Raw genomic sequence first — 26,113 nt, 5'->3', positions numbered from 1 at the left:
GTCCGTTAACTCTCGTCGTCGTTGGGGGCGGCAGCGCCCGTGCCGTAGCGTTCGGCGGCGGCCTCGTCGTCGGGTAGATAGAGTGGCCCCTTCTGGCCGCAGCCGGCCAGCAGCAGGCTGGCCGCCAGCGTCAGCGCAGCCAGGGCGAGCCGGCTCATGGGCGGCTGCCTCGCAGGGCGTTCAGGGCCTCGCGGGCACGGCTTGCCGCGGCGCGCACCTGGTCCGGGGCGGTGCCGCCGATGTGGTTGCGCGCGGCCACCGAGCCCTCCAGGGTCAGCACCTCGAACACGTCGCTCTCGATCACGTCGGAGAACTGGCGCAGCTCGTCGAGGCTCATCTCGGAGAGGTCCTTCTTCTCGCGAATGCCGAAGGCCACGGACTGACCGACGATCTCATGGGCGTCGCGGAAGGCCACGCCGCGGCGCACCAGGTAGTCGGCCAGGTCGGTTGCGGTGGAGAAGCCACGGCGGGCCGCCTCGTACATGCTCTCCTTGCGCGCTTCGATGGCCGGCACCATGTCGGCGAAGGCCTTGAGGCAGTCGCGCACCGTGTCGAGGGTGTCGAACAGCGGCTCCTTGTCCTCCTGGTTGTCCTTGTTGTAGGCCAGCGGCTGCGACTTCATCAGCGTCAGCAGGCCCATCAGATGACCGTAGACGCGCCCGGTCTTGCCGCGCACCAGCTCGGGCACGTCGGGATTCTTCTTCTGCGGCATGATCGAGCTGCCGGTACAGAAGCGGTCGGGCAGGTCGATGAAGTCGAACTGGGCGCTGGTCCACAGCACCAGCTCCTCGCTCATGCGCGACAGGTGCATCAGCAGGATGCTGGCGAAGCTGGCGAACTCGATGGCGAAATCGCGGTCGCTCACCGCGTCCAGCGAATTCTCGGCCGGGCGCTCGAAGCCCAGCAGCTCGGCGGTGACGTGGCGGTCGATGGGGTAGGTGGTACCGGCCAGTGCGGCGGCGCCCAGCGGCATGATATTGACCCGCTTGCGGCAGTCGAGCAGGCGCTCGTGATCGCGGGCGAGCATCTCGTGCCATGCCAGCAGGTGGTGGCCGAAGGTCACCGGCTGGGCGGTCTGCAGGTGGGTGAAGCCGGGCATGATGGTGTCGGCCTCGCGCTCGGCCAGCGCGATCAGCCCCTCGCGCAGGCGGCTGAGCTCGGCCTCGACCACGTCGATCTCGTCGCGCAGGAACAGGCGGATGTCGGTGGCCACCTGGTCGTTGCGCGAGCGGCCGGTGTGCAGCTTCTTGCCGGTGATGCCGATCTTGTCGGTCAGGCGCGCCTCGACGTTCATGTGCACGTCTTCGAGCTTCACCGACCACTGGAACTCGCCGCGCTCGATCTCGCCGCGGATCTCCGTCAACCCGGCGACGATGGCGTCGCGCTCGTCGTCGGTCAGCACGCCGACCCGGGCCAGCATGGTGGCATGGGCGATGGAGCCCTGGATGTCCTGAAGAGCCAGGCGCTGGTCGAAACCGACCGAAGCGGTGAAACGTTCGACGAAGGCATCGGTGGGTTCGCTGAAGCGACCGCCCCAGGACTGGTTGGTGCCGGGGGTTGTGGGACTAGAGCTCATCGGCGTGGACATCCTGCGCGTTGCGTGCTGTGGCGTTCATCGGGAAGCCGCCTGCGGCGGCGGCAGTCAGGTCTTGCAGTGTACCAGAGTCGGCGCGGGTGGCGAGGGGCGGCAGGCGTGCTCGGGGCGCTCGATTTTTCCTGCCTCGCCCGGTGCTTTATGATGAACGTCAATGACCGACTGCCGACCGTGACCGATAATGTTGCGGCAATCATCGTTGAGCAGGGCCGCCGGGGCCCGCTGCCTGGGGAGAACCACGTGCGATCCATCAACACGCTGCGCATTGCCACCCGCAAGAGTCTACTGGCCATGTGGCAGGCCGAACACGTTCGCGATCTGCTGATGGCCGAACACCCGGGGCTCGAGGTCGAGCTGGTGGCGCTCTCCACCCGCGGCGACAAGATTCTCGATACGCCGCTGGCGAAGATCGGCGGCAAGGGCCTGTTCGTCAAGGAGCTCGAGGAGGCGATTCTGGACGGCCGCGCCGACATCGCCGTGCACTCGATGAAAGACGTGCCCATGCACTTCCCCGAGGGTCTCGGCCTGTCGGTGATCTTTGCCGGTGCCGAGCCCACCGATGCCTTCGTCTCCAACGACTATGGCTCGCTCGACGAGCTGCCCGAGGGCGCCCGCATCGGCACCTCCAGCCTGCGTCGCGGGCTGCAGATGCGCGAGCAGCGCCCCGATCTGGAGATCCTGACCCTGCGCGGCAACGTCCAGACCCGCCTGGCCAAGCTCGATGCCGGCGAGTTCGATGCCATCATCCTGGCGACCTCCGGCCTCAAGCGGCTGGGGCTCGGCGAGCGTATCGCCCAGGAGCTGGCGCCGGAGGTGTGTCTGCCGGCCTGTGGTCAGGGGGCACTGGGAATCGAGTGTCGTATCAACGACCCGGAGCTGATCTCGCTGCTGGCGCCGCTGGACGACCCCATCACCGCCACCCGGGTACGCGCCGAGCGGGCCATGAACACCCGCCTCGAGGGCGGCTGCCAGGTGCCCATCGGCGGTTACGCCACCTTCGAGAACGACGGCCAGACGCTCTGGCTGCGAGCGCTGGTGGGCAACCCCGAGGGCACCCAGGTGCTGCGCGCCGAGGGGCGCGGCTCGATTCATGAGCCGGAGGCGCTGGGCGTTCGGGTGGCCGAAGAGCTGCTGGAGCAGGGTGCCGGTGACATCCTGGCGCAGGTCTACGGCGCCTGAATGGCTGCCGGGCCCGCCGTTCTCATTTGCCGCCCGGGTGAGCGCGCCGCTGCGCTGACGGCGGCCATTGAGGCCGTGGGCTATCCGGCGATCAACCTCGAGGCGATGACGCTGGAAGCGCTACCGGAGGATCCGGCGCTGCGCCAGGCTTGGCTCGACTTCGATCATTTCCACAAGGTGGTGGTGGTCAGCCCCTTCGCTGCCGAATGCCTCTACCACGCCTTGGATCGCTACTGGCCGCAGCTGCCGTTGGGCACCCAATGGTATGCGGTGGGTGCGGCGACCGCCGAGGCTCTCCATGAGCGGCTCGGCGTACGGGTGCACCTGCCCTCGGCCGCTGCCGGCGAGGACACCAGCGAGGCGCTGCTCGAACTCGCCTCGCTGCGCTCGCTGAACGATCAGCGCGTGCTGCTGGTGGCCGGCGAAGGGGGGCGTACGCTGCTAGCCGATACTCTGGCAGCGCGCGGCGCCAGGGTCACGCGGGTGGCGCTCTACCGTCGGCGGCTGCAGGCGCCCCCGCCGGAGCTTCAGCAGCGCCTGGCACGCGGCGAGTTTCGGGCGCTGGTGGTCAGCAGCGGCGAACTGCTCGAACATCTGGCAAGATGGTGCACCAGGGTCACCTTGAACCAACCGCTAATCGTGTCCAGTCGCCGTTTGGCTACACTGGCCAGCAACTTGGGTTTTCGCACTCCCGTGGTAGCGGCGGGTGCCACGCCGGCGGCTCTCGCCAGTGCCGTGGCCGCGGCCTGTAACCAGGAGGATGCCGATGTCGATCAAGACGATCTCGAAAAGGGCTAGCGACAGATGAGCAAGCAGACCAACGATCAGGATGAACGGAAGGCGTCTTCCGGCAAGGGACAGGACGGCAAGGGCCGCGAGGCGGAGGCAAAGGCGAAGCCCGCCAGCGACAGCGGCAAGAGTGCGGCGTCTTCGCCAGCGCCGGGCAGCGACGCCAAGAGCGGCGAGAAGCCCGCCGCCGCGCCTGCGGGCGACTCCCCGAGCGCCAGCGGCCCTGCTGACAAGAAGGAAGTCGGCCCTGCTGCTGCCAAAGATACTGCCAGCGCTGCCGACAAGCCGGCCCAGCCCGCCGCCCCGGCCCCTGCCGAGACCAAGGCCGCCCAGGAAAAGGCCGCTCAGGAGAAGGACGGCGACAAGCCGGCTGCGGCCAAGCCCGAGCCCGCCAAGCCTGCCGGTAGCGACAAGGCTATTGACAAGGTTGCCGACAAACCGGCCACAGCGGGCAAGCCTGCGGCCAGCGACAGTGGCAGCAAGAGCGCTGGGAAGAGCACCGGCAAGAGCGACGGCGCCGCTGCCAAGGCGGCACCGGTCGGCGGCGCGGCGACCCCGCCGCCGGCAGCTACTGCCAGCGGCGGCGGCCAGGGTGGTGGCCGTGCCGCCGGTGTTCTGGCCCTGATCCTGGTGCTGTTTCTGGGCATCGGCGCCGGTTTGTTCGCCTGGAACGCCTGGGAGCGTCTCGACGAACAGCAGCAGCGCCTGGCCGAACTCGAGCAGCGCGCCGAAGGCGCGGCGTCCGCCGACGAGGTCGCCACCCTGCGCGAGGAGCTGGAGCGTGCCGACGAGACCCGCGACGCCGAGGTAGCCGAGGCGATCGAAACCATGCGCAGCGAATTCGCCAGCTACCGCAGCGAAGTCGACGGCGCCCTGGACCAGGTGCTGGCCGAGCTTTCCCGTGAGCAGGATGCCGACGAGCGCGAATGGCTCCATGCCGAAGCCGCCTACCTGCTGCGCCTGGCCAACCAGCGGCTGCAACTGGAGCGTGACGTAGAAGGAGCCGCGGCGCTGCTGCGTACCGCCGATGCCCGTCTGAACGAGGCCGACAACCCGGCGCTGCTCTCCGTACGACGTGCTATCGCCGCCGAGCTTTCGGTACTCGACGGCGTGCCCCGCGTCGACCGCAGCGGCCTCTATCTGGCGCTCAACGCCCAGCAACAGCGTCTGGCACAGCTGCCGCTGTCCCGCGAGCTGGAGGAGATCCCGGCACGCCCCGGCATCGAGGAAGCGCCCACCGGCGGATGGCAGGATCAGCTCTCCCGCTTCGGTCAGGAGCTGCGCGAACTCGTGGTGATCCGTCATCACGACGAGGCGCTCGAGGCGCTGGTCACGCCGGAGCAGGAGTCCTACCTGCGTCAAAGCGCTCGCCTGATTCTCGAGCAGGCCCAGCTGGCGCTGCTCAAGGAGGAGCAGGAACTCTACGAGGCCAGCCTCGACAAGGCCCTGGCCATGATCGAAGGCTACTACGACACTGAGCGTAACGAAGTCCAGGCCGTCATCGCGCGGCTCGAGGAGCTCAAGGGCGAGAACATCCAGCCCGAACTGCCCGACATCAGCGGCTCCCAGCAGGCTCTGGCCGAGTTCATCGAGCGTCGTTTCGGTTCGCGCGGCGAGCGGGGAGATGAGGCATGAGAAAGCTGCTGCTGATCGTTCTCTTCGGCCTGGCGCTGGGAGCGCTGCTCGGCCAGCTGATGGTATCGGTGCCGGGCTACTGGCTGGTGCGCGTGGGCGATACCTCCTACCAGACCTCGTTCTGGTTCGGCCTGGTACTGCTGCTGGCCGCCTTCCTCGTCCTGCACTTCGTGCTGCGCCTGTTGATGCGCATGAGCCATCCCGTCAGCCGGCTCAAGGTGTGGAATCGCCGCACGCGACATCGCAACGCCATGAAGCGCACCGTGCGCGGCCTGGTGGCGCTGGCCGAAGGACGTTGGAAGCGCGCCGAGAAGTCACTGGTCAAGGCCGCCGACGACTCCAGCACGCCCCTGGTCAACTATCTTTCCGCCGCCTTGGCGGCCCACTATCAGGGCCGCTACGAGCAGGCCGACACGCTGCTCAAGCGTGCCCACCTCTCCACCGAAGGCGCCGACACCGCAGTGGGGCTGATGCAGGTCCAACTGATGCTGGACCGTCAGCAGTACGAGGAAGCGCTGGCCATCCTGACCCGCCTCGACCGTCAGCTGCCCAACCACCCTCAGGTGCTCAAGCAGCTCAAGCAGGCCTATCTCAGCGTCAACGACTGGGAGGGTCTGCGTCGCCTGATGCCGCGTCTGGCCTCGCGCCAACTGATCTCGCCCCAGGAGCGCGGCCAACTGGAGCTGCGCGCCTACAAGGAGCTGCTGGTACACGAGTCGCGTGACCCGGGGAATGTCGAGCGCATTCGCAGCCTGTGGGCCGATATGCCGGATTCGCTACGCGGCAACGTCGAATTGATCGTGCTGTATGCCGAAGCGCTGGTACGGGGCGACGAGGAGGGTATCGCCGAGCGTCTGCTGCGCCATTCGCTCAAGGAGCATTGGGACAGTCGCCTGGTGCTGCGCTACGGGCTGCTAAACGTCGACCCAGCACGTCAGCTGGTGCATGCCGAGAAGTGGCTTCAGGAGCGCCCCAACGACCCCGACCTGCTGCTGACCCTGGGCCGTCTGGCACTGCGCAACGCCTATTGGGGCAAGGCCCAGGAGTACTTCGAGGCGAGCCAGCGCCAGCGACCCAGCGGGCTGGTCTGCGCCGAGCTGGCGCGGCTCTATGCCAACCTGGGCGAGCACAACAAGAGCCAGCTCTACTATCGCCAGAGCGTCGAACTGCTCGACAAGTCGCTACCCTCGCTGCCGCAGCCGGCCGAACCCGCCGAGGCAACGAATGCGAAGCCGGCCTCTCCCAAGGCTAGCTGAGTCGGCTTCAAACCGTCGCAAGGCAACGTAAGGGGCGCCACGGCGCCCCTTTCCCGTGTCGCAGGAGGACACCGTGGCACTCAAGCAGGTCTGGCAGCGCTGGACGTCCCGATACTTTTCCGACGAACAGGCGGTGATCCTGCTCGTCCTGCTCATCGTCGGCTTTGCCACCGTACTCTGGCTGGGGCGCATGCTGGCGCCTTTCCTCACGGCACTGGTGCTCGCCTTTCTGCTACAGGGGGCGGTAACGCGGCTCACGCGGCGGGGCATGTCGCACCTGACGGCGGTGATCACGGTCTTCGTGGTGTTCATCGGGCTGCTGCTCAAGGTCGTGCTACTGCTGATTCCGCTGGTGTGGTCACAGCTGACTGCCCTGGTGCAGGAGATCCCCTACATCGTCGGTCAGGGCCAGGAGCTGCTGGGGCAACTGGAGATGCGCTTCCCCAATCTGGTGAGCCCTGAGCAGATGCAGGTGTGGACCGCCATGGCCGGACGCGAGGCCACCCAGCTCGGCCAGCGGCTGTTGGCGCTGTCGCTGGCTTCGCTGGGTAATGTCATGGCGCTCATCATCTATCTGGTGCTGGTACCGATCCTGGTGTTCTTCCTGCTCAAGGATCGCGCAGTGCTGCTGGGCTTCTTCCTGCCCTTCCTACCGGAGAAGCGCACCTTGATGAGCCAGGTCTGGGCGGAAATGGAGGTGCAGTTGAGCAACTACGTGAGGGGCAAGGCGCTCGAGATCCTCATCGTCAGCACGGTCAGCTATGCCACTTTTGCCCTGTTCGGGCTGCCCTATGCGCTGCTGCTGGGCATCCTGGTAGGGCTCTCGACGCTGCTTCCGTATATCGGTGCTGCCGTCGTCACCCTTCCCGTTGCCGCCGTGGCGGGCTTCCACTTTGGTCTCACCCAGCCCTTTCTCTACGTGATCCTGGCCTACGGCGTGATCCAGGCGCTGGACGGTAACGTATTGGCGCCGCTGCTGTTCGCCGAAGCGGTGAACCTGCATCCCGTGTCTATCATCGTGGCGGTGCTGTTCTTTGGCGGCATCTGGGGCTTTTGGGGGCTGTTCTTCTCGATTCCCCTGGCCACCCTGGTCAAGGCGCTGTGGTTGGCCTGGCCAAGGCAAGCGCCGGCTCAATAGAAGCGTACCCCTACCTTGAGCACCTTGTCGCCCGCCACCTCGCTGACCACCCAGTGGATGCCATGCCAACTGACGTCGTCGCCCACTACCGGATGGCCGCCTACGCGTTTGGAGATGAAATCACCAAGCGAAACGTCACCCTCGCCGGGCGTCACCGAGAGCCCATACGCCTTGGCGATATCGGCCATGCGGGCCTCAGCGTCAATCACGAAGGGGCCGAAGAATTCCTGGGCTTTCTTCAGGCGCTTCTCGCCGCTGAACAGCTTGTTCAACGCCGGCAGATCATGGTTGCGGCCAATCACGCAGACTACGTCGTCAAGCTGTAGACGGGTGCTGCCCTTGGGATGGAGCATGTCGCGCTCGCGGAATAGCGCCGAAATCAAGGCCCCGGAGGGAAAGCGCAGCATACGGATTGGCACATCGTCCAGCGCTTGGTTCTCGACCCGATAGACGAACAACTCGTAATCGTCCTCCGGTAGGATGCCGAGCGGCCCGCGCTGTTCGGGTGTCACCCCCGGCGGTACCTCGACCTTCAGCAGACGGGCCATCAAGGGAATGGTGCCGCCTTGGATCAGCAGCGACATCAGTACCACGGCAAAGGCTGCGTTGAAGTAGAGCGAGGCGTTCTCGACTCCGCCGATTACGGGAAAGATCGCCAGAACGACGGGCACCGCGCCACGCAGCCCGACCCAGGAGATGAAGCCGATTTCGTGCCAGCGGAACTTGAAGAAAGGCTTGATCGTGAGCACTACGGCCAGCGGGCGCGCCACGAAGATCAGGGCCAGTCCCACGATGGTGGCCGGTAAGGCATACTCGAGTAGGTCGGTGGGATTGACCAGTAGGCCCAGCACCAGGAACAGGCCTATCTGACTGAGCCAAGCCAGGCCGTCATTGACGGGCAGTATGAAATTCAAGTGCTTGCCCGGCTGGTTGCCGATCATCAAGCCGGCAAGATAGATGGCCAGGAAGCCGCTGCCACCCGCGACGCTAGTCAGACCGAAGACGCAGAAGCCCAAAGCGAGGGCGAGAAGCGAGTAGAGGCCGGGCTCCAGGTCGACCCAGCGCATGAAGCGCGCGATCAGCCAGCCACCCGCGACCCCCATTGCCACTCCGACACCGAACTGCTGGAAGAAGAAAAGCGTGGTTTCCACTACTCCCCCGATATCCCCGACCAGCACTTCAATCAGCATGATAGTGAGGAATATCGCCATCGGGTCGTTGGTACCTGACTCGATCTCCAGCGTCGCCCCGACCCGTTCGTTGAGGTTCACGCCTTTTCCGCTCAGCATCGAGAAGACGGCAGCCGCATCGGTAGAGCCGACGATGGCACCGATCAGCAGTCCCTCGATCAAGCTGAGGTCGAAGACCCACATGGCGATCAGGCCGGTGATGCCACTGGTGAGAAAGACTCCGATGGAGGCCAGCGAGAGAGCCGGCTTGAAGGCCGAGCGAAAGGTCGAAAGGCGGGTGCGAAGGCCACCGTCCAATAGGATCAGCGCCAATGCCAGGTGGCCGATGGTAAAGGCGAGGGGATAATCGTCAAAGCGAATGCCAAGCAGGCCCTGCTCGCCTGCCAGCATGCCCAAGGCGAGGAAGAGAACCAGCAAGGGCAAGCCGAACAGGGAGGAGAGCCGGCTGGCCAGGATGCTCAGCGCCAGCAAGGAGCCGGAAAGTAGAAACAGGGTGTTGATAGTGTCCATTCGCTAGGCCCCGAGTCGGCGCTATCAGAGACTCATATCCTTGTCCATAAGCCCGTGTATGTGAGTAGCGTTTATGAATGCACTGTGGTTTAACGTGCGCTTTGATTTTAAGTGGTTGATTAATATAACGAGTGCAGCTTTGTTGGGCAAGCCTGGCTGAAGTCGCTGTCGGCAGTTGCCGGGGCGCGCTTAAAAAGGCAGTCGCTATGGCGGATGACTACACCAGTAGCTCATCCGCCGAGGTGTGGAAGGTCAGGTTTCCTCGTCGAAATCCCCTTTGAATTTCGGATTGGGTCTTGCCCTGGGGTCGTAGCGGTCGTCGGTATGGCTATCTTCCGATTTGGGTTGGCCCGCGGGGCTGCCGTCGATGGTGAAGTCCTGCTGCATGACCCGCAGGTTGGCGGGCGGGGCCGAGCCGGTCTTGTCCTGGCCGAAGTAGAGCGTGGTGTGCGGGAAGGGAATCTCGATGCCCCTGGCGTCGAAGTGCAGTTTGACCAGGCGATTGTAGGCGCGACCGATGCCCCAGTGAGTGCCGGGCGTGGTCTTGATGCGCACGCGAAGATTTACCGAGCTGTTTGCCAGAGCCGTGACGCCAGCCACCTCCAGCGGTGCCACGATGTTCATCTTGTGGGTCTCGTCGGCGGCCAGTTCATCGAATGCCTCGCGCAAGGCGATGATCGCTTCGTCGATGTTCTCGCGGTAGGCGATGCCGTATTCGCCGACGTGGTAGCCGAAATCACGCATGAAGTTGGAGACGGTATCCACGCTGGAGAAGGGCACGATGTGGTAGGTGCCGGCGAGATCGCGGATGCCAACCGAGCGAATGCTGAGCCGCTCGGCGGTGCCGGTGATGCCGCCCACCGAGACCACGTCGCCGGTATTCATGGCGTTCTCCACCTGAATGAAGATGCCGGTGATGATGTCCTGCACCAGCCTCTGGGCGCCAAAGCCGATGGCAAGACCCAGCACCCCGGCACCGGCGATCAGTGGGCCGATATTGATGCCGATCTCCGACAGCACGATCATCCCGGTCATGGTGATCAGCGCAATGGCCAGCGCATTGCGGAACAGGGTCAGCAGCGTCTTGGCGCGGGCATCGGGCTCACCGGTACCGGTCTCCGGATTGAGCTTGTGCTCGATCAGGCTGGCTAGTGCCAGCCATACGGCAACGGCCAGGGCCAGAATCGTGGCTACGCTGGCGACCATGGCCACTACGCTTCGGCCGGCTTCGGAGGCGTACCAGGCGGCCAGGTCGAAGGCGCCCCAGGCATTAAGTATCAGCAGCACCACGACGATGAGGATGATCGTGCGGATGAACCGCAGCGCATTGGGCACGTAGCTGTTGAGCCGTGGCTCGAGCAGCGGCAGTTTGCGACGCAGGTCGTCGGAGAGGCGGATACGCCGTCCGATGGAGTGGGTCAGCAGGTTGGAAAGTAGCATGCCTACGATCACCACCGCCAAGGTTTGCAGGGTGGCAATCAGAACGAAAGGCAGCGCATCGACCGGGCGCGTCAGGGTCAGCACCAGCACTATCAGGAAATAGAGCAAAGCAAAGAGGTGCCAGGTGCGTGCGAACAACTGCAGGGTGACCCGGGTCGCGGTGAAGTCGGAGCGCGCCGCCATGGCATTCAGCTCATCGCGGATGCGCAGGCGGTTCTTCAGCACCACTGCCACGGCATAGATGAAGGCGCCGAACATGATCAGCACGCCGACCGCCTGGCCCATGGTCGGGGCCAGATAGACGCTGGTCAGTGGCGCCACCACCAGCAGGCCGTAGCCGACCAGGCCGATCAGCCGGGCCAGCCAGCGGTTCCAGTAGGAGGCCTCGGCCGCCGAGATGGGCAGCAGCCTGAGCCCCTCGTAGCGCGAGGCGAACAGCATGCGAACGGCCGCCTTGATCAGCTCGATGATCAAGAAGGCGTTGAGGAACAGCGAGGCGCGGGTCGAGAGTTCGCCGGTCTCGCCCACGGCGAAGGTGGCGATCAGGTTGCCGCCCACATAGGCCAGCGCCACCACCAGCACGTCGGCAACGGCAGCGGCCAGTACCCCTAGAACGAGTCGAATGGTGGGATTGAGCCCACCTTTCTGCTGTTTCCAATGGCTCAAGCGAACGAAGAGTGGCCGCTCAAAGCGGCGGAATACCATGAACAGGGCGAAGGTGGCGGCGATGACCAGCCCCAGGTTGATCGCCGCAGTGAGAAAGTCGCCCCAGTCGATGGCGGTGGTGTCGGTCTCGGCGGTGAACAGGCCGGCCACCACGTCGAACAGGTTGCGCATCTCGCCACCGATATCGCTGACGACGCGACTAGTCATTTCGGCCAGCTGCCTGGGCAGCGATATCGCGCCATCCGGTTCGGCAGCCAGCCCCGGGTCGGCGGCAGCCTGACGACGCAGATGTTCGATCAGCTGCTGACGGGTCTGCTCGTTCTCGAGCAGCTCGGCCAGTACTTCAGGGGCCGGAGCGGCGCCGTTGTCGGCGGGTTGCGCCAAGGCCGGCGAAGACGCCAGCAGGGCGATAGATAGCCAGACCAGTAGGCAGGCAAGAATCCGTTGGGCAATCACGCAGGTCCTCCATTTCGGGCGTGTCGGCGGGCAGCGAAGCGTACTGAGCCAATCATACGGGTTCAAGGCGTGAGGAACGAATGCTTGTGCTGCACGCCCGGCTTTCTTATTCAGCTATTGTACATCATTTGATTGTTGTGTAATATTTAACCTGCGCCATCCCCCTTGTGGCGCGATTCCCTGCACCAAGTTCGACATCCCTCTTCGCCACCCATCCCCTGGGTGGCTTTCTTTTTGTCTCGGCCACCCGAGTCGGCTAGCATCGGCTGGCGACAGCGACGAGAGAGGCGCATGAATGCGAGCGTGGGGCTAGTGCTAATGGTAGCAGCGGGCGGTGCCTTGGGTGGCATGGCACGCCTGGCAATCACCAACCTGTTTGCCAGGTGGGTGGGTACCGCCTTTCCCTGGGGCACTCTGTTCGTCAATCTCAGCGGGGCGCTGCTGGCCGGTGCGCTGGCCGGCTGGTTCGGCCTGGCCCGAGGGGGCGAGATGACGGGCGGCTGGCTGTTTTTGGTCGTCGGCCTGCTGGGCGGCTATACCACCGTCTCTTCGCTGAGCCTGCAGAGCCTGACCCTGTGGCAGAGCGGCCACCGCCGGGGGGCGATCGGCAACGTTGCCGTCACCCTGGTAGCCGGGCTGGCATTGGCAGCGTTTGGCTGGTGGCTGACGGGGCGACTGACATGAACGGCTGGCGCGCCTATGCGGCGGTGGGGCTGGGCAGCGCCTTGGGCACGACGCTGCGCTATCTGGTATCGCTGGCCACCCATGCCACGCTAGGCCCGGCCTTCCCCTGGGGCACGCTGGCGGTCAACCTGCTGGGCTCGTGGCTGATCGCCGCCTTCGCCGCTTATGCTGCCCTGCGGGTCGGCGGCAGAGTGGCGCGCTGGCAGCCGTTCCTGGTGGCCGGCTTCTGCGGCGGCTTCACCACCTTCTCGCTGTTCAGCCTGGAGACGCTCTTCCTGCTCGAACTCGGCCGCCCCGGCCTGGCGCTGCTCTACGTCTTGCTCAGCGTTCCGCTGTGGCTGGCAGCGGCCTGGTGGGGCGACCGCTTCGTGCGAGCCCGTCACGCCTGACGGGCCCGCGCCTGGCTCCCTGCGGCGCTGTCTCCCTTTTTCTCCGGCGCTGTCAGCGCCTGGCCTTTGCCACCTTCTTCTCCGCTTTGCCGGTCTTGGCCGGCTCCACCGTCTCCTCCGTCTCGGGGGCGGAGCGGAAGTGCTCGCGCACCAGCGCCAGCAGGCCCTGGGTCGAGGCATCGAACTCCTGGCTGCGCTCGTCGATGCGCTCGCTGATCTCGCCGGCGATGCGCTTGCCCAGTTGCACCCCCCACTGATCGAAGGAGTTGATGTTCCAGATCACCCCCTGCACGAACACCTTGTGCTCGTAGAGCGCGATCAGCGCACCGAGATTGCGCGGCGTCAGCTCGTCGAGCAGCAGCACGCTGGAGGGGCGGTTGCCGGGGCAGCTGTAGGGGTCGAGCTGGCTACCCTCCTGGCTGCCCATCATGAAGGCGTTGGCCTGGGCCAGCATGTTGGTGAGCAGGGCGAAGTGGTGCTCCTCGACGCCGGGCTCGGGCTTGAGCGAGGCGATGAAGTCGATGGGTACGTAGCGGGTGCCCTGGTGCAGCAACTGGAAGAAGGCGTGCTGGCCGTTGGAGCCGGTCTGGCCCCAGACGATGGGCCCGGTCTTGTAGTTCACCGGATGGCCGAAGATGTCCACCGACTTGCCGTTGGACTCCATGTCGAGCTGCTGCAGGAAGGCCGGCAGCTGATGCAGTGCCTGGTCGTAAGGCACGATGGCCTGGGTCTCGGCGCCGAGGAAGTTGATGTACCAGATACCGATCAGCGCCATCAGCACCGGCATGTTGCGGGCGTTGGGGGCCTCGATGAAGTGCTGGTCCATGGCATAGGCGCCCTCTAGCATCTCCATGAAGCCATCGAAGCCGATGGAGAGCGCGATGGGCAGGCCTATGGAGGACCACATCGAGTAGCGGCCGCCGACCCAGGCCCAGAACTCGAACACGTTCTCCTCGCGGATGCCGAACTCCATGGCCGCCTTGCTGTTGGTCGAGGCGGCGACGAAGTGAGCGCCCACGTCGGCACCCTCGCCGGCATTGTCGAGGAACCAGCGGCGGGCGGTCTTGGCGTTGAGCAGCGTCTCCTGGGTGGAGAAGGTCTTGGTCGAGACGATGAACAGCGTGGTGGCCGGGTCGAGCCGCTTGAGCACCTTCTGGATATGGGTGCCGTCGACGTTGGAGACGAAGTGGAAATTGAGCTCGCTGTGGCGGTACTTGAGAAGCGCCCGGCAGGCCATGTTGGGGCCGAGGTCCGAGCCGCCGATACCGATGTTGACCACGTCGCGGATGCGCTCGCCGCTGTAGCCGCGCCACTCGCCGCTGCGCACCGCCTCGGAGAACAGCCTGATCTGCTCGCGGGTGCGTTGGATCTCGGGCATCACGTCCTTGCCGTCGACCATAAGCGGGCCCTCGCCGAGGTTGCGCAGGGCGGTGTGCAGCACCGGGCGGTCTTCGGTGACGTTGATGATGTCGCCGGAGAACATCTGGGCGCGGCGCTGCACCAGCGCCGAGTGGTCGGCCAGTTCGAGCAGCTTGGCCAGCACCGCCTCGGAGACGTGATGCTTGGAGTAGTCGAGGAACAGCCCGCCGACGCGCAGGCTCATCTTGTCGAAGCGCTGCGGGTCGGCGGCAAAATAGTCGCTGATGCGGTCTTGGGCGGTGGCCTGCTGCAGCCGTTGGAGAGCCTGCCAGGTGACGCTGCGGGTCAGATGGAACATGGTTTCCTCGCACGTGCGGGCGCGGCCCGCCATCTCGTTGTCAGGGGTTGCGTGAGGCCACCCAGGCCTCGGCGTCGGGAATGGCCATCTCGTAGGGCTGGTCGAGCCAGGGCGAGCTGACCAGGAAATCGGCGCTGGCCGCATTGCACGCCACCGGTACGTTCCACAGCGCCGCCAGGCGCAGCAGCGCCTTGACGTCCGGGTCGTGGGGCTGGGGTGCGAAGGGGTCCCAGAAGAAGATCAGCAGGTCGAGGCGCTGCTCGGTAATGCGCGCCCCGATCTGCTGGTCGCCCCCCAACGGGCCGCTCATCAAGCCTTCCACCGCGAGTTCCAGGCTGGCCGAGAGGCGCCCCGCCGTGGTGCCGGTGCCGACCAGCTCATGCCTGGCCAGGGTATCGCGCCAGCGTGTGGCCCACTCCAATAGTTCGGCCTTCTTGCCGTCGTGGGCGATCAGGGCGATGCGCTTGCGTGCCGGCAGGGTACGGCGCACGCTGCGCTGGGGGCGGTTGTCGGTCATGGTTGGCCTACCTCGAGAATCTTCAGGGTATTGGTTCCACCGTGGGCGTTCATGTGATCGCCCCGGGTCAGGATGACATGATCCCCCGGTTCGGCAATCCCCTGTTGCACCAGCAGCGCCAGCGCCCGGTCGTTGAGTTCGCTGGCCGCCATCGCACTGGTGTCGAACGGCAGCGAGACCACCCCGCGGTAGAGCGCCATGCGCCGCTGGGCGATGGGGCTGTGGGCCAGCCCGACGATGGGCAGCCCCGAGCGGATGCGCGAGGCGATCAGCGGCGTGTAACCGGTGGAGGTCATGCAGGCGATGGCGGCCACCCCGGTGAGGTGGTTGGCGGCGTACATCGCGGACAGCGCGATGGTCTCGTCGATGCGCGAGAAGCCTTCGTGGATGCGGTGCCCCGACTCCTGAGCCACACGCTCGCGCTCGGCGCCGAGGCACACCCGACGTATCGCTTCGAGGGTCTCGACCGGGTAGTCGCCGGCGGCGGTTTCGGCGGAGAGCATCACCGCGTCGGTGCCGTCGAGCACGGCGTTGGCGACGTCGAACACCTCGGCGCGGGTGGGCAGCGGCGAGCCGATCATCGACTCCATCATCTGGGTGGCGGTGATCACCGCACGGTTGAGGGTGCGGGCGCGCTTGATGATGCGCTTCTGCATGCCGATCAGTTTCTCGTCGCCGATCTCCACGCCGAGATCGCCGCGGGCCACCATCACCGCCTCGCTGGCCTCGATGATACCGTTGAGCGTTTCGTCGTCGGCCACCGCCTCGGCGCGTTCGAGCTTGGCGACCAGGCCGATCTCCTTGCCCGCTTCGCCGAGCAGGCGACGGGCTTCGCGCATGTCTTCGGCGTGGCGCGGGAAGGAGACGGCCAGATAGTCGACGCCGATCTCGATGGCGGTTTCGAGATCGGCCTTGTCCTTGTCGGTGAGGGCCGGGGCCGAGAGCCCGCCGCCCTGCTTGTTGATGCCCTTGTTGTTGGAGAGCTTGCCGCCGGTGACCACGACGGTATGCACCTGCTGCCCCTCGATGCGCTCGACGTCGAGCACCAGGCGGCCGTCGTCGAGCAGCAGGCGGTCGCCGGGGGCGACGTCGTCGATCAGCTGCTTGTAGTCGCAGCCGACGCGGCTGGCGTCGCCGGCGTCGCTGTCCAGCGCCATGTCGAGCACGAAGGGCTGGCCCACCTCGAGGGTCACGGCGCCGTCACGAAAGCGGGCGATGCGAATCTTGGGCCCCTGCAGGTCGCCCAGGGCGGCCACGCTGCGCCCCAGGCGGTCGGCAATCTGACGCACGGCGATCAGGCGGCGGCGGTGGTCGGCGGCGCTGCCGTGGGAGAAGTTGAGGCGCACCACGTCGACGCCGGTGCGGATCATGGCTTCCAGCATGCCCTCGCGATCGCTGGCCGGGCCCAGGGTGGCAACGATCTTGGTGCGGCGGATGGGGGTATGTGGCGACTGGGGTGACATGGGGTTCCTCCGGCGAGGTGGCGTATTGTTCGTATACGGTAACGCTAACAAGGTAATATTACTACAAAAAGCGGCGAGGAAAGAAACCGTCAACTGCGGAGCAATGCCGGGGTTGGCGACATTTTCGCGAGCATGAAAGCGAAAATGATATGAATCTTCAGTGCCGTAGCGAACGAGGGGCTCATTCTTTATGTTGTAAAGTTACTAAAAAAATCTTGAGTCTGTCGCCCTGCTGCGTCACATTTGGAGTTATCACCTATCGGCTCGTCTCCATACCGACAACACTGCTTACGGAGGACACCCACCATGACGCTCAAGATCGCCATCAACGGATTCGGTCGCATCGGCCGCAACGTGCTGCGCGCTCTGTACGAGAACGGCTATCGCAAGCAGGTCCAGATCGTCGCCATCAACGACTTGGGCGATCCCGCGCTCAACGCCCACCTGCTGCGCCACGACACCGTGCACGGCCATTTTCCGTTCAAGGTGGAGCACGACGAGGAGAGCCTCAGCGTGGACGGCGACCGTATTGCCATCTTCTCCCAGCGCGATCCGGGCGCACTGCCGTGGAAGACGCTGGGCGTGGACCTGGTGATGGAGTGCACCGGCCTGTTCACCAAGCGTGAGGCCGCCGCCAAGCATCTCGAGGCGGGGGCCAAGCGCGTGCTCATCTCGGCGCCGAGCCCGGACGCCGACGCCACTATCGTGTTCGGGGTCAACGAGCAGGTGCTGAAGCCCGAGCACAAGGTGGTCTCCAACGCCTCTTGCACCACCAACTGTCTGGCGCCGGTGGCCAAGGCGCTCAACGATACGGTGGGTATCGAGAATGGCCTAATGACCACGGTGCACGCCTACACCAACGATCAGAACCTCTCCGACGTCTACCACAGCGACCCCTACCGGGCGCGCAGTGCCACTCACTCGATGATCCCGACCAAGACCGGCGCTGCTGCCGCGGTGGGGCTGGTGCTGCCGGAACTGAAGGGCAAGTTCGACGGCCTGGCGGTGCGGGTGCCGGTGATCAACGTCTCGCTGGTGGATCTGGTGTTCACCGCCGGACGCGACACCACCAGAGAAGAGATCAACGAGATCCTCGCCAAGGCCGCCGAGGCCTCGCCGGTGCTGGCGGTCAACGCCCAGCCGCTGGTTTCCATCGACTTCAACCACGACGCCAACTCTTCCACTTTCGACAGCAACCACACCCGGGTGAACGGTCGCCTGGTCAAGGTGATGGCCTGGTACGACAACGAATGGGGCTTCTCCAACCGCATGCTCGACACGGCGCTGGCCATGCATGCCGCGGGCGATGCCAAGCGCGAAGCGGCCTGACACGTCGATACGGACCGAGTGGCCGGAACCGTGAGCGCCGGAGCGAAGATTCGCGCCGGCGCTCGACCATTCAGATTTTGCTGACCCCGCCGCTTCGCTTGGCTTGGGGCTAGCTGAGGGCTTGGTGATAGAGACGGTCAGACCGGTGCTGCCGGGCCACAGCTTTTCTCAACTGCTTTGCTGCTCGACGATCCACTCATGGGCAGGGTCGTTCTGAAACTTCCATGCCCGCTTGGGTCCGGCCATTACATTGAGATAGTAGAGCTCGTAGCCGTGGGCGGCACCCACCGGGTGATAACCGTACGGCACCATCACGCAGCAGCCGTTCTCCACCGTCATGGTTTCGTCCAGGGAGCGGTCATCGGTATAGACCCGCTGGAAGGCGAAGCCCTGAGACGGGTTCACGCGGTGGTAATAGGTCTCCTCGAGGACCGACTCCTCGGGCAGGTTGTCCGTGTCATGCTTGTGAGGCGGATAGCTCGACCAGTTGCCTGCCGGCGTGTAGACCTCCACCACCAGCAGGCTATCCGCCGGCTCGGTTTCCGGCAGGATGTCCTGGATATGGCGGGTGTTGGTGCCGCTGCCACGGGTGCTGCGCTTGATCTGTTCCGGGGCGATCAGTCGCGGCTGGTGGCTGCCGAACCCCGGAGCGCTGCAGACTGCCAGCGTCAAGTCGGTAGTAGCTTCGACGCTGTAGCTCACGCCATTCGGCAGGTAGACGGCATAGGGCGGGATCTTCTCGAAGATGTCCATGCGCTTGCCGATTTCTTCCCAGCGATGCTCACCGCTGGTCACGGTGGCGCGGCCGGAGAGCAGCACCAGGCAGTGCTCGCGATCCTCGGTATTGGCTTCTAGGCGCTGGCCACGAGCTAGCTCGTGCACGCGAAAGCCGACGTGCTCCCAGCCGGCGGATTGCGGGGTGACCTCCAGCACCTTGCCCTGGGCGTCGGGCTCGTGGGGGTGTACCAGTAGTGACGTCATGGGGCGCTCCTGTGGCATTCAGTGAATGTCGTCGAGGGCGATGCGGCGGCCCTCCTTCAGCGAACGTTCGGCGGCCTCGGCCAGGCGCAGAGCCTCCAGGCCGTCGTTGACGCCGGCAAGTGGAGGGCGCTGTGTCTGCCATGCCTCGACGAAGTCGCCGATTTCGCGGCTGTAGGCCTCGGCGTAGCGTTCCAGGAAGAACCACTTGGGTTTCTCCTCTACCTGGCCCGGTTCGCCGGTGAAGCGCAGGCGGGTCTCGCTCTCGTTCTGGGCTTGCAGCATACCCTCGCTGCCGAAGGCCTCGATGCGCTGGTCATAGCCATAGCAGGCGCGGCGCGAATTGCCGATATGACAAAGCCGGCCGCTGACAGTGGTCAGGGTCAGCATGGCGGTGTCCACATCGCCGGCCTCGCCAATGGCAGGGTCGATCAGGCAGCTGCCCTCGGCGTGGACATGGCTGATGGGCTCGTCGAGCAGCCAGCGGGCCATGTCGAAGTCGTGGATCGTCATGTCACGGAACAGGCCGCCGGAGGCGCCGACATACTCCGCCGGGGGTGGGCTTGGATCGCGGCTTATGATGGTCAGCGTTTCGAGAGTGCCGATGCGACCCTCCATCAGTGCCTTCTTGAGGGCGGCGAACTGGGGGTCGTGTCGGCGGTTGAAACCCAGGGCACAGGTGACGGGGTGGCTTTCAAGCACCTGCAAGGCCACCCGGGTGCGGTCCAGATCCAGGGCGATGGGCTTCTCGCAGAGGATCGCCTTGCCGGCACGGGCTGCCTGCTCCAAATACTCGGCGTGGGTTGGAGTGCTGGAGGCGATCAGCACGGCATCGATGTCGCTATCGGCGAAGATAGCCTCGGCGCTCAGAGCTCGGGTGCCATAGTGGGCGGCCAGTGCCTCGGCGGCGGGTGCGTGGCAGTCGCTAACGGCGGCTAGCGTCACGGCTGGGTGCTGGCCAATGGAAAACGCATGCACCTTGCCGATGCGACCGGCGCCGATCAGGGCAATTTTCATGGTGGCTCCTGATGAGTTGTGGTTGGTCGAAGCGAGCCGTGAACAGGGCAATATCAGGCCCGTCCGGCGGTGTCTCCAGCGGGAAGTCGATCACGCGCCTTGTCCTGACGTACACCCAATGAGATGGCCAGGGTCTGAGCCAAGCAGAACGAGGCGGTGAGGCCGCGGAAGCTCTTGACCTCGGCTTCGTGCACGACCAGCGCTACGTCGGCCAGACGGGCCAGCGGGCTCAGGTTGGAATCGGTGATCACTACCAGGGGTAGGCCGCGTTCCCTGGCAGCCTCCGCCACCTGCCGACTCTCTTCCGCATAGGGCGAGAAGCTGATCACCAGCAGGGCGTCCTGACTGCCGATGGCGCGTACCTGTTCGCCGTACATCCCACCTAGGCCGTTGACCAGCACAGTTCTCTTGTCGATGTGGTGCAGCGCATAGGTCATATAGCTGGCCACCACGAAGCTGCGCCGGGCGCCCATCACATGGACCGCCTGGGCTCGTTCGAAGATGTCCAGGGCCTGTTCCAACTGGCGGGGATCGATGCGCCCCGGCAACTGCTCCAAGACCTCTCGATTGGCATCGGCGAACTCCCACAGCAGTTGGGTGCTGTCGGGTGTCTCGCCAGTGGCGCTGCGCACCGCACGGATCCGCTCGGTGTAGTTGGGCAGTTCGTCCACTAGCCGTGTGCGGAACAGCTGTTGCATCTCCGAGAAACCCTTGAAGCCGAAGCTGTTGGCAAAGCGGATCAGAGTCGAGGGGGTGACCCCGGCCTGCTCGGCAAGTTTTGCCACGGTGGCGAATGCCACCTCCTGAGGGTGGTCAAGCAGGAAGCGAGCCGTCTGTTGTAGGCGCCGGCTTAGCGACGGGTAGTCCGTCGTGATACGTGCCTCCAACTCGTCGAAGTCCTGGGGTGTGGTCATTTGTCCTGGTTCCTTGCCGTCGCATGGGGCTGGCTCGAATGCTTAGTGAGCAGTCTAGGTGTATTGGAATGAAAATTCCATTTAAACCAAAGTATGGAATAAATGATTTGATTTACCCGGAGGGTGGAATCTATATTTCATGCCGTAAATGCGTTTCACCTAGCGAGCACCACATAACGACAACCGCGAGGAAACCACCATGGCACGTCTCTCCTATCTGCTGGCCGCCTCGGCCACAGCGACTCTGCTCAGCGCCGCCGCCCAGGCCGACAGCCAGCGCTACATCATGATCACCCACGGCCAGGCTGCCGATCCCTTCTGGTCCATCGTCAAGACGGGGGCTGAGGATGCCGCCGATGAGCTTGGTGTGCGTCTGGAGTATCGCGCGCCTACCACCTTCGACGTGGCACGCATGCGACAGCTGCTCGAAGCGGCCATTGCTTCCGAGCCTGATGGCATCATTCTGACGCTGACCAGCCCCGATGCCATGGGCAGCTTGATGCAGGGGGCTAAGGACGAAGGAATACCGGTCGTGGTGATCAACTCCGGGGGGCATGTGGCCCGAGACTACGGTGCCGATCTCTATATCGGCATGGACGAACATCTGGCCGGCAAGATGGCCGCCGAGCGCATGATCGAGAACGGTGCCAGCCATGGGCTATGCGTCAACCACGAGCAGGGCAATGTGGGCCTCGACCAGCGCTGTGAGGGTTTTCTGGAGGGGTTCGGGGGCAATGCCTCCCAACTGGCCACTACCATTGACCCTACCGAAATTCGCAACTCCTTGATCGCATACCTCGACCAGAATCGTGAAGTAGACGCCATCCTCGGCCTTGGGCCGCTGAGCACCGAGCCGGTGATCGAGGCTCTGCGCAGCGAAGGCGCTCTAGGGCAGCTGCAGTTCGGTACCTTCGATCTCTCACCGCGCATTCTGCAGACGGTGGCGGCGGGAGACATGGATTTCGCTATCGACCAGCAGCCCTACCTGCAGGGCTATCAAGGCGTCGTGACCATCAATCAGTACGTCAAGCACCTGCTGATGCCGGCTACCGACCTGCTCACCGGGCCTGCCTTTGTCACCCCTGAGACTGCCGAACAGGTCATCGAGCTGACCGAACGCGGCATCCGCTGAGGCGGATGTCTCGTTAATCACCTCTGGAGACTCCTACCATGACAGCTACCTCTGCCAAGCAAATGTCAGATGACGAGCGGTTGAAGAAGGCCAGTCCGCTGAAAAAGGCGCTGAGTCGCCCTGAGTTTGGCGCCGTGGCAGGCGCCATCCTGGTGATCGCCTTCTTCAGCGTCGTCGCCGCCGGTACCGGCATGTTCACGGCCCGGGGCATGATCAACTTTCTCGAGGTCTCGGCTCAGCTCGGCATCATCGCAGTGGCTGCCGCCCTGCTGATGATAGGTGGCGAGTTCGACCTTTCCATCGGTTCGATGATCGGTTTTGCTGGCATTCTGATTGCGATTCCCGCCGTGCAGTACGGCTGGCCGCTGTGGGCTGCCCTGTTGTTCGCCTTTGCCAGTGCTTTGCTGGTGGGGGCGATCAACGGCTGGTTGGTGGTCAGGACGGGCCTGCCTTCCTTCATCGTCACCCTGGGCTTTCTGTTCATCTTGCGAGGCCTGGCCATCGGCCTGCCGCGGCTGTTCACCGGGCGTACCCAGATCGGTGGCATTCACGAGACCATGGCCGGCGACTGGCTGGCGCCACTCTTTTCCGGTGTGGTGGGGGCGAGTCTTTTCCAGTGGTTAGCGGAGGTCGGCTTGCTGGCTACCAATTTCGCCGGCAACCCGGTGGTGTCCGGCATTCCGGTCGCCGTGGTGTGGTGGGTCGGCTTGACGGCCTTGGCCACTTGGGTGCTGCTGGGGACCCGCTTCGGCAACTGGATCTTCGCCTGTGGTGGTGACAAGAACGCCGCGCGTAACGTGGGTGTGCCGGTCAACCTGGTCAAGATAACCCTGTTCATGTTCACCGCCTTCTGCGCCACCGTCTACGCCGCTCTGCAGGTCATGGACACCGGCTCGGCAGACAGTATGCGCGGCATGCTCAAGGAGCTCGAAGCGATCATTGCCGTGGTGATCGGCGGGGCGTTGCTCACCGGCGGCTACGGCTCCGCCATCGGTGCTTCCTTCGGTGCGCTGATCTTCGGTGTGGTCCAGATGGGCATTTTCTATACCGGCGTCAACACCGACTGGTTCCAAGTCTTCCTCGGCGCGATGCTGCTGGTGGCCGTGCTGTTCAACAATTTCGTGCGCAAGAAAGCACTGGAGGCCCACTGATGAGCACCCAGACCCCGATGATAGAGATGCGCGGTGTGCACAAGCACTTCGGCAGCGTCATTGCTCTGAGCGATATCTCAATGAAAGTCCACAGCGGCGAGGTGATGTGCTTGCTAGGGGACAACGGTGCCGGCAAGTCGACTCTGATCAAGACGCTTTCCGGCGTGCATCCGCCCACGCAGGGAGAGTTCCTGGTGGATGGCAGGCCCGCCGACTTCACATCGCCAGCGGATGCCCTGGATGCCGGTATTGCCACGGTCTTTCAGGACCTGGCAATGATTCCGCTGATGTCGATCACACGCAACTTCTTCATGGGGCGCGAACCCACCGTGGGTTGGGGGCCTTTCAAGCGCATCGACTGGAAGTACGCTGACCGGGTCGCCATGGAGGAGATGGCTAAGATCGGCATCGACGTGCGTGACCCGACTCAGCCGGTGGGCACCCTTTCCGGCGGCGAGCGCCAGTGCGTAGCCATCGCCCGAGCGGTCTATTTCGGGGCCAAGGTGCTGATACTCGATGAGCCGACTTCGGCGCTGGGGGTCAAGCAGGCTTCGGTGGTGCTGCGCTATATCGCCAAGGCTAGGGCCGATGGGCTGGCGGTGATCTTCATCACGCATAACGTTCATCATGCCTACCCGGTCGCCGACGCTTTCACTCTGTTGAAGCGTGGCTCGAGCCTGGGCACCTTCCGCAAGGAGGAGGTGAGCCGCGAGGAGGTGCTCAACATGATGGCCGGAGGTGCCGAGCTCGAGAGTCTCGATGCCGAACTGGCCGAGTTTCAGCGCAGCGATCAGGAGTCACGGGGGTCGCCTCGAAAAGCGCATGCATCATCCGCAGCCACCGCCCCTTCCTCCCGGTCCCAGGCTCGCCTGGCCGGCGGTTATTAAGAGAGCGGCAGAGCAGGCCCGGGCCTGGTCCGCATTATCCACCCTGTGAATGGAACGTCGGCGCAGTGCTCGACGGATGCTGTCTGACCACCCAGCCTGCTGGGCGCCAGACGACACGCGACGCGGAGGAACGCCATGCAAGATGTTAACACCGACAACCGCCCCCTGGATCTGATCTGCTTGGGCCGCGTCGCCGTCGACCTCTATGCGGAACAGGTCGGTAGCCGCCTTGAGGATGTTACCAGCTTCGCCAAATACCTGGGCGGCAGCTCCGGCAATGTGGCCTACGGTACGGCGAGGCTGGGGCTCAAGTCGGCGATGCTGTCGCGGGTCGGCAATGAGCAGATGGGCAACTTCGTGCGCGAGGAGTTGCAGCGCGCAGGGGTCGACACCTCGGCCTTGCAGACCGATCCAGAGCGCCACACCGGCCTGGTACTGCTGGCGCTCAAGGATCGCGACACCTTTCCGCTGCTCTTCTACCGGCGGGACTGCGCCGACATGGCCATCGATCATAGGGCAATCGATCCAGCTTTCATCGGGCGAGCCCGGGCGCTGGCCATCACCGGCACCCATCTCTCGACCCAGACGACGCGGCTTGCCTGCCGCAAGGCGTTGGACGCAGCCGTCGCCCATGGCGTCAAGCGGGTGCTCGATATCGACTATCGACCGGTGTTGTGGGGCCTTACTGCGCCGGGCGACGGTGAAACTCGCTTCGTGGCCGATGAGAGGGTCACCGGCGACCTGCAGCAGTGGCTCGGCGACTTCGATCTGATTGTCGGCACCGAGGAGGAGTTCCACATCGCCGGTGGCAGCACCGATACTTTGGCGGCGCTGCGAGCGGTGCGCCGGATCAGCGCTGCCACCCTGGTCTGTAAGCTCGGGCCCCTGGGCTGTGTGGTAATCGAGGGCGAGATTCCCGCGCGGATCGAGGAAGGCATCCTGGTTCGTGGCGTGTCGGTCGAGGTACTCAACGTGCTGGGGGCCGGTGACGCCTTCATGAGCGGTCTCTTGCGAGGCTGGCTGCGCGGCGAGGGTTGGGCGACCAGTGCCAGCTACGCCAATGCCTGCGGGGCGCTAGTGGTTTCTCGCCATGGCTGTGCACCGGCCATGCCCACCGAGGAGGAGCTGTTCGATTACCTGGAGCGCCGTGATGAGGTGCCCCGCCCCGACGGAGACGAACGTCTCAACCACTTGCATCGTGTCACCACTAGAGTGCCCACCGCGTGGCCCGAGGTGTGCGGCCTGGCCTTCGACCACCGCCGCCAGCTTACCGACATGGCCCGCGAAGAGCACGCCGACCCGGCGTGTCTGCCGCAGCTCAAGCGCCTGCTGGTACAAGCGGCGGAGGAGGGGGGGCGGCGCTGTGGATTGGCCAAGCCGGCCATCCTGGTGGACGACGTGCTCGGTCAGGATGCCCTCAGCGAGGCGTCGGGGCGCGGTTGGTGGATCGGCCGCCCGGTGGAGCTGCCCGGCTCTCGCCCGCTGCGCTTCCAGCATGGTGACGATTTGGGCAGCTGCCTGCGCCACTGGCCCGCCGAGCACATCATCAAGTGCCTGGTGTTCTATCACCCGGACGATGCCATTGGCCTGCGTCTGGAGCAGGAGGCGCGTCTGCGCCAGCTCTACCGCTCGGCCTGCGACAACGGCCTGGAGCTGCTGGTGGAGGTTATTCCGCCGGCCGGCATGCCGCAGGATGACACCACCCTGCCGCGCAGTCTGCAGCGTCTCTACAACCTGGGTATTCGTCCCGACTGGTGGAAGCTGCCGGCCATGTCCGAGTCTGCGTGGCGGGCCGTGGGGCGGATCATCGATGCCCAGGATCCTCACTGTCGAGGGGTCGTGCTGCTGGGCCTGGATGCCCCCATGGAGGAGATGAAGCGCGGCTTCGGCTGCGCCGCGCGCCAGGCGCGCTGCAAGGGCTTCACCGTGGGTCGCACCCTTTTCGCCGCAGCCAGCCGCGAGTGGCTGGCCGGGCGCATTGACGATGCCACCCTGGTAAGCCGGGTTGCCGACAACTATGCCGAACTGATCCAGGCGTGGCGACGCCTGCGCAGCACCGCCCCCCAACTGGAGGAAGCCTGA

22 protein-coding genes are annotated in these 26,113 nt (G+C 64.9%); 12 read left to right on the top strand and 10 right to left on the bottom strand.

The annotated features are described in order from the left end of the window. Positions 1-5: 5 nt before the first annotated feature. Entirely contained in the window at positions 6-158 is a 153-nt protein-coding gene (gene lptM / locus HOP59_RS18110) for an LPS translocon maturation chaperone LptM (protein ID WP_234254843.1), read from the bottom strand. Further along, on the bottom strand, positions 155-1,576 hold the full coding sequence (gene argH, locus HOP59_RS18105; RefSeq protein ID WP_234254842.1) for an argininosuccinate lyase: 1,422 nt from the start codon (positions 1,574-1,576) through the stop codon (positions 155-157). The genes lptM and argH overlap by 4 nt, the downstream gene beginning before the upstream one ends. A gap of 258 nt (positions 1,577-1,834) precedes the next feature. Between argH and hemC the strand changes: the two genes are divergently transcribed. From hemC to HOP59_RS18080, 5 genes are all read left to right on the top strand, one after another. Next, complete coding sequence (hemC, locus tag HOP59_RS18100; RefSeq protein ID WP_234254841.1) at positions 1,835-2,773, top strand: hydroxymethylbilane synthase; 939 nt, start codon at positions 1,835-1,837, stop codon at positions 2,771-2,773. After that, positions 2,774-3,571 carry a uroporphyrinogen-III synthase gene (locus HOP59_RS18095; protein WP_010625754.1) on the top strand — a complete coding sequence of 266 codons (798 nt, stop codon included), beginning with the start codon at positions 2,774-2,776 and terminating at the stop codon, positions 3,569-3,571. Between the two features lie 6 nt (positions 3,572-3,577). Then, the gene (locus HOP59_RS18090) at positions 3,578-5,197 is read left to right on the top strand and encodes a uroporphyrinogen-III C-methyltransferase (RefSeq protein ID WP_234254840.1); all 1,620 of its coding nucleotides are present in this window, start codon (positions 3,578-3,580) and stop codon (positions 5,195-5,197) included. Then, on the top strand, positions 5,194-6,453 hold the full coding sequence (locus HOP59_RS18085; protein WP_010625751.1) for a heme biosynthesis HemY N-terminal domain-containing protein: 1,260 nt from the start codon (positions 5,194-5,196) through the stop codon (positions 6,451-6,453). The genes HOP59_RS18090 and HOP59_RS18085 overlap by 4 nt, the downstream gene beginning before the upstream one ends. Positions 6,454-6,526: 73 nt before the next feature. After that, complete coding sequence (locus tag HOP59_RS18080; protein WP_234254839.1) at positions 6,527-7,591, top strand: AI-2E family transporter; 1,065 nt, start codon at positions 6,527-6,529, stop codon at positions 7,589-7,591. Here HOP59_RS18080 and HOP59_RS18075 read toward each other — a convergent pair. Further along, on the bottom strand, positions 7,585-9,291 hold the full coding sequence (locus tag HOP59_RS18075; RefSeq protein WP_234254838.1) for a potassium/proton antiporter: 1,707 nt from the start codon (positions 9,289-9,291) through the stop codon (positions 7,585-7,587). The genes HOP59_RS18080 and HOP59_RS18075 overlap by 7 nt on opposite strands. Positions 9,292-9,543: 252 nt before the next feature. Beyond that, positions 9,544-11,853 (bottom strand): mechanosensitive ion channel domain-containing protein, encoded by a 2,310-nt coding sequence (locus HOP59_RS18070; RefSeq protein ID WP_086511739.1) that lies wholly within the window; start codon positions 11,851-11,853, stop codon positions 9,544-9,546. 291 nt (positions 11,854-12,144) lie between these two features. On the opposite strand from HOP59_RS18070, the gene HOP59_RS18065 reads away from it, so the two are divergent. After that, a complete protein-coding gene (locus HOP59_RS18065) occupies positions 12,145-12,537 on the top strand; it encodes a fluoride efflux transporter FluC (RefSeq protein ID WP_234254837.1) in 393 nt (130 codons plus the stop codon). Then, a complete protein-coding gene (crcB, locus tag HOP59_RS18060) occupies positions 12,534-12,926 on the top strand; it encodes a fluoride efflux transporter CrcB (protein WP_234254836.1) in 393 nt (130 codons plus the stop codon). Before HOP59_RS18065 ends, crcB begins: the two co-directional genes overlap by 4 nt. A gap of 52 nt (positions 12,927-12,978) precedes the next feature. On the opposite strand, the gene pgi is transcribed toward crcB, so the two are convergent. From pgi to pyk, 3 genes are read right to left on the bottom strand one after another with little or no spacing between them, the layout of a single operon-like run. Continuing rightward, on the bottom strand, positions 12,979-14,643 hold the full coding sequence (pgi, locus tag HOP59_RS18055; protein ID WP_234254835.1) for a glucose-6-phosphate isomerase: 1,665 nt from the start codon (positions 14,641-14,643) through the stop codon (positions 12,979-12,981). A gap of 40 nt (positions 14,644-14,683) precedes the next feature. Continuing rightward, entirely contained in the window at positions 14,684-15,160 is a 477-nt protein-coding gene (locus HOP59_RS18050) for a methylglyoxal synthase (RefSeq protein WP_234254834.1), read from the bottom strand. After that, a complete protein-coding gene (gene pyk / locus HOP59_RS18045) occupies positions 15,157-16,623 on the bottom strand; it encodes a pyruvate kinase (protein ID WP_234254833.1) in 1,467 nt (488 codons plus the stop codon). Before pyk ends, HOP59_RS18050 begins: the two co-directional genes overlap by 4 nt. A 306-nt stretch (positions 16,624-16,929) precedes the next feature. Here pyk and gap point away from each other — a divergent pair, with 306 nt between their 5' ends. After that, on the top strand, positions 16,930-17,952 hold the full coding sequence (gap, locus tag HOP59_RS18040) for a type I glyceraldehyde-3-phosphate dehydrogenase (RefSeq protein ID WP_010625742.1): 1,023 nt from the start codon (positions 16,930-16,932) through the stop codon (positions 17,950-17,952). 168 nt (positions 17,953-18,120) lie between these two features. On the opposite strand, the gene iolB is transcribed toward gap, so the two are convergent. From iolB to HOP59_RS18025, 3 genes are read right to left on the bottom strand one after another with little or no spacing between them, the layout of a single operon-like run. Further along, complete coding sequence (gene iolB, locus HOP59_RS18035; protein ID WP_010625741.1) at positions 18,121-18,933, bottom strand: 5-deoxy-glucuronate isomerase; 813 nt, start codon at positions 18,931-18,933, stop codon at positions 18,121-18,123. An 18-nt stretch (positions 18,934-18,951) separates the two neighbouring features. Further along, a complete protein-coding gene (iolG, locus tag HOP59_RS18030; protein ID WP_010625740.1) occupies positions 18,952-19,947 on the bottom strand; it encodes an inositol 2-dehydrogenase in 996 nt (331 codons plus the stop codon). A gap of 53 nt (positions 19,948-20,000) precedes the next feature. Next, a complete protein-coding gene (locus HOP59_RS18025) occupies positions 20,001-20,861 on the bottom strand; it encodes a MurR/RpiR family transcriptional regulator (protein ID WP_234254832.1) in 861 nt (286 codons plus the stop codon). A gap of 199 nt (positions 20,862-21,060) precedes the next feature. Here HOP59_RS18025 and HOP59_RS18020 point away from each other — a divergent pair, with 199 nt between their 5' ends. The 4 genes from HOP59_RS18020 to HOP59_RS18005 all read left to right on the top strand — a co-directional run bounded on the left by HOP59_RS18020 (position 21,061) and on the right by HOP59_RS18005 (position 26,113). Then, positions 21,061-21,993, top strand: a complete 933-nt coding sequence (locus HOP59_RS18020) for a sugar ABC transporter substrate-binding protein (RefSeq protein ID WP_010625738.1) — start codon at positions 21,061-21,063, stop codon at positions 21,991-21,993. Positions 21,994-22,031: 38 nt separating this feature from the next. Then, positions 22,032-23,144 carry an ABC transporter permease gene (locus tag HOP59_RS18015; RefSeq protein ID WP_010625737.1) on the top strand — a complete coding sequence of 371 codons (1,113 nt, stop codon included), beginning with the start codon at positions 22,032-22,034 and terminating at the stop codon, positions 23,142-23,144. Further along, positions 23,144-24,031, top strand: coding sequence for an ATP-binding cassette domain-containing protein (locus tag HOP59_RS18010; protein ID WP_010625736.1), 888 nt, complete (start codon positions 23,144-23,146; stop codon positions 24,029-24,031). Before HOP59_RS18015 ends, HOP59_RS18010 begins: the two co-directional genes overlap by 1 nt. A 135-nt stretch (positions 24,032-24,166) precedes the next feature. Further along, a complete protein-coding gene (locus HOP59_RS18005) occupies positions 24,167-26,113 on the top strand; it encodes a bifunctional 5-dehydro-2-deoxygluconokinase/5-dehydro-2-deoxyphosphogluconate aldolase (RefSeq protein ID WP_010625735.1) in 1,947 nt (648 codons plus the stop codon).

Source organism: Billgrantia aerodenitrificans, from assembly GCF_021404405.1.
In the GTDB taxonomy this organism is placed as follows: Bacteria; Pseudomonadota; Gammaproteobacteria; order Pseudomonadales; family Halomonadaceae; genus Halomonas; species Halomonas aerodenitrificans.
This window is presented reverse-complemented; position numbering and strand designations above follow the sequence as displayed.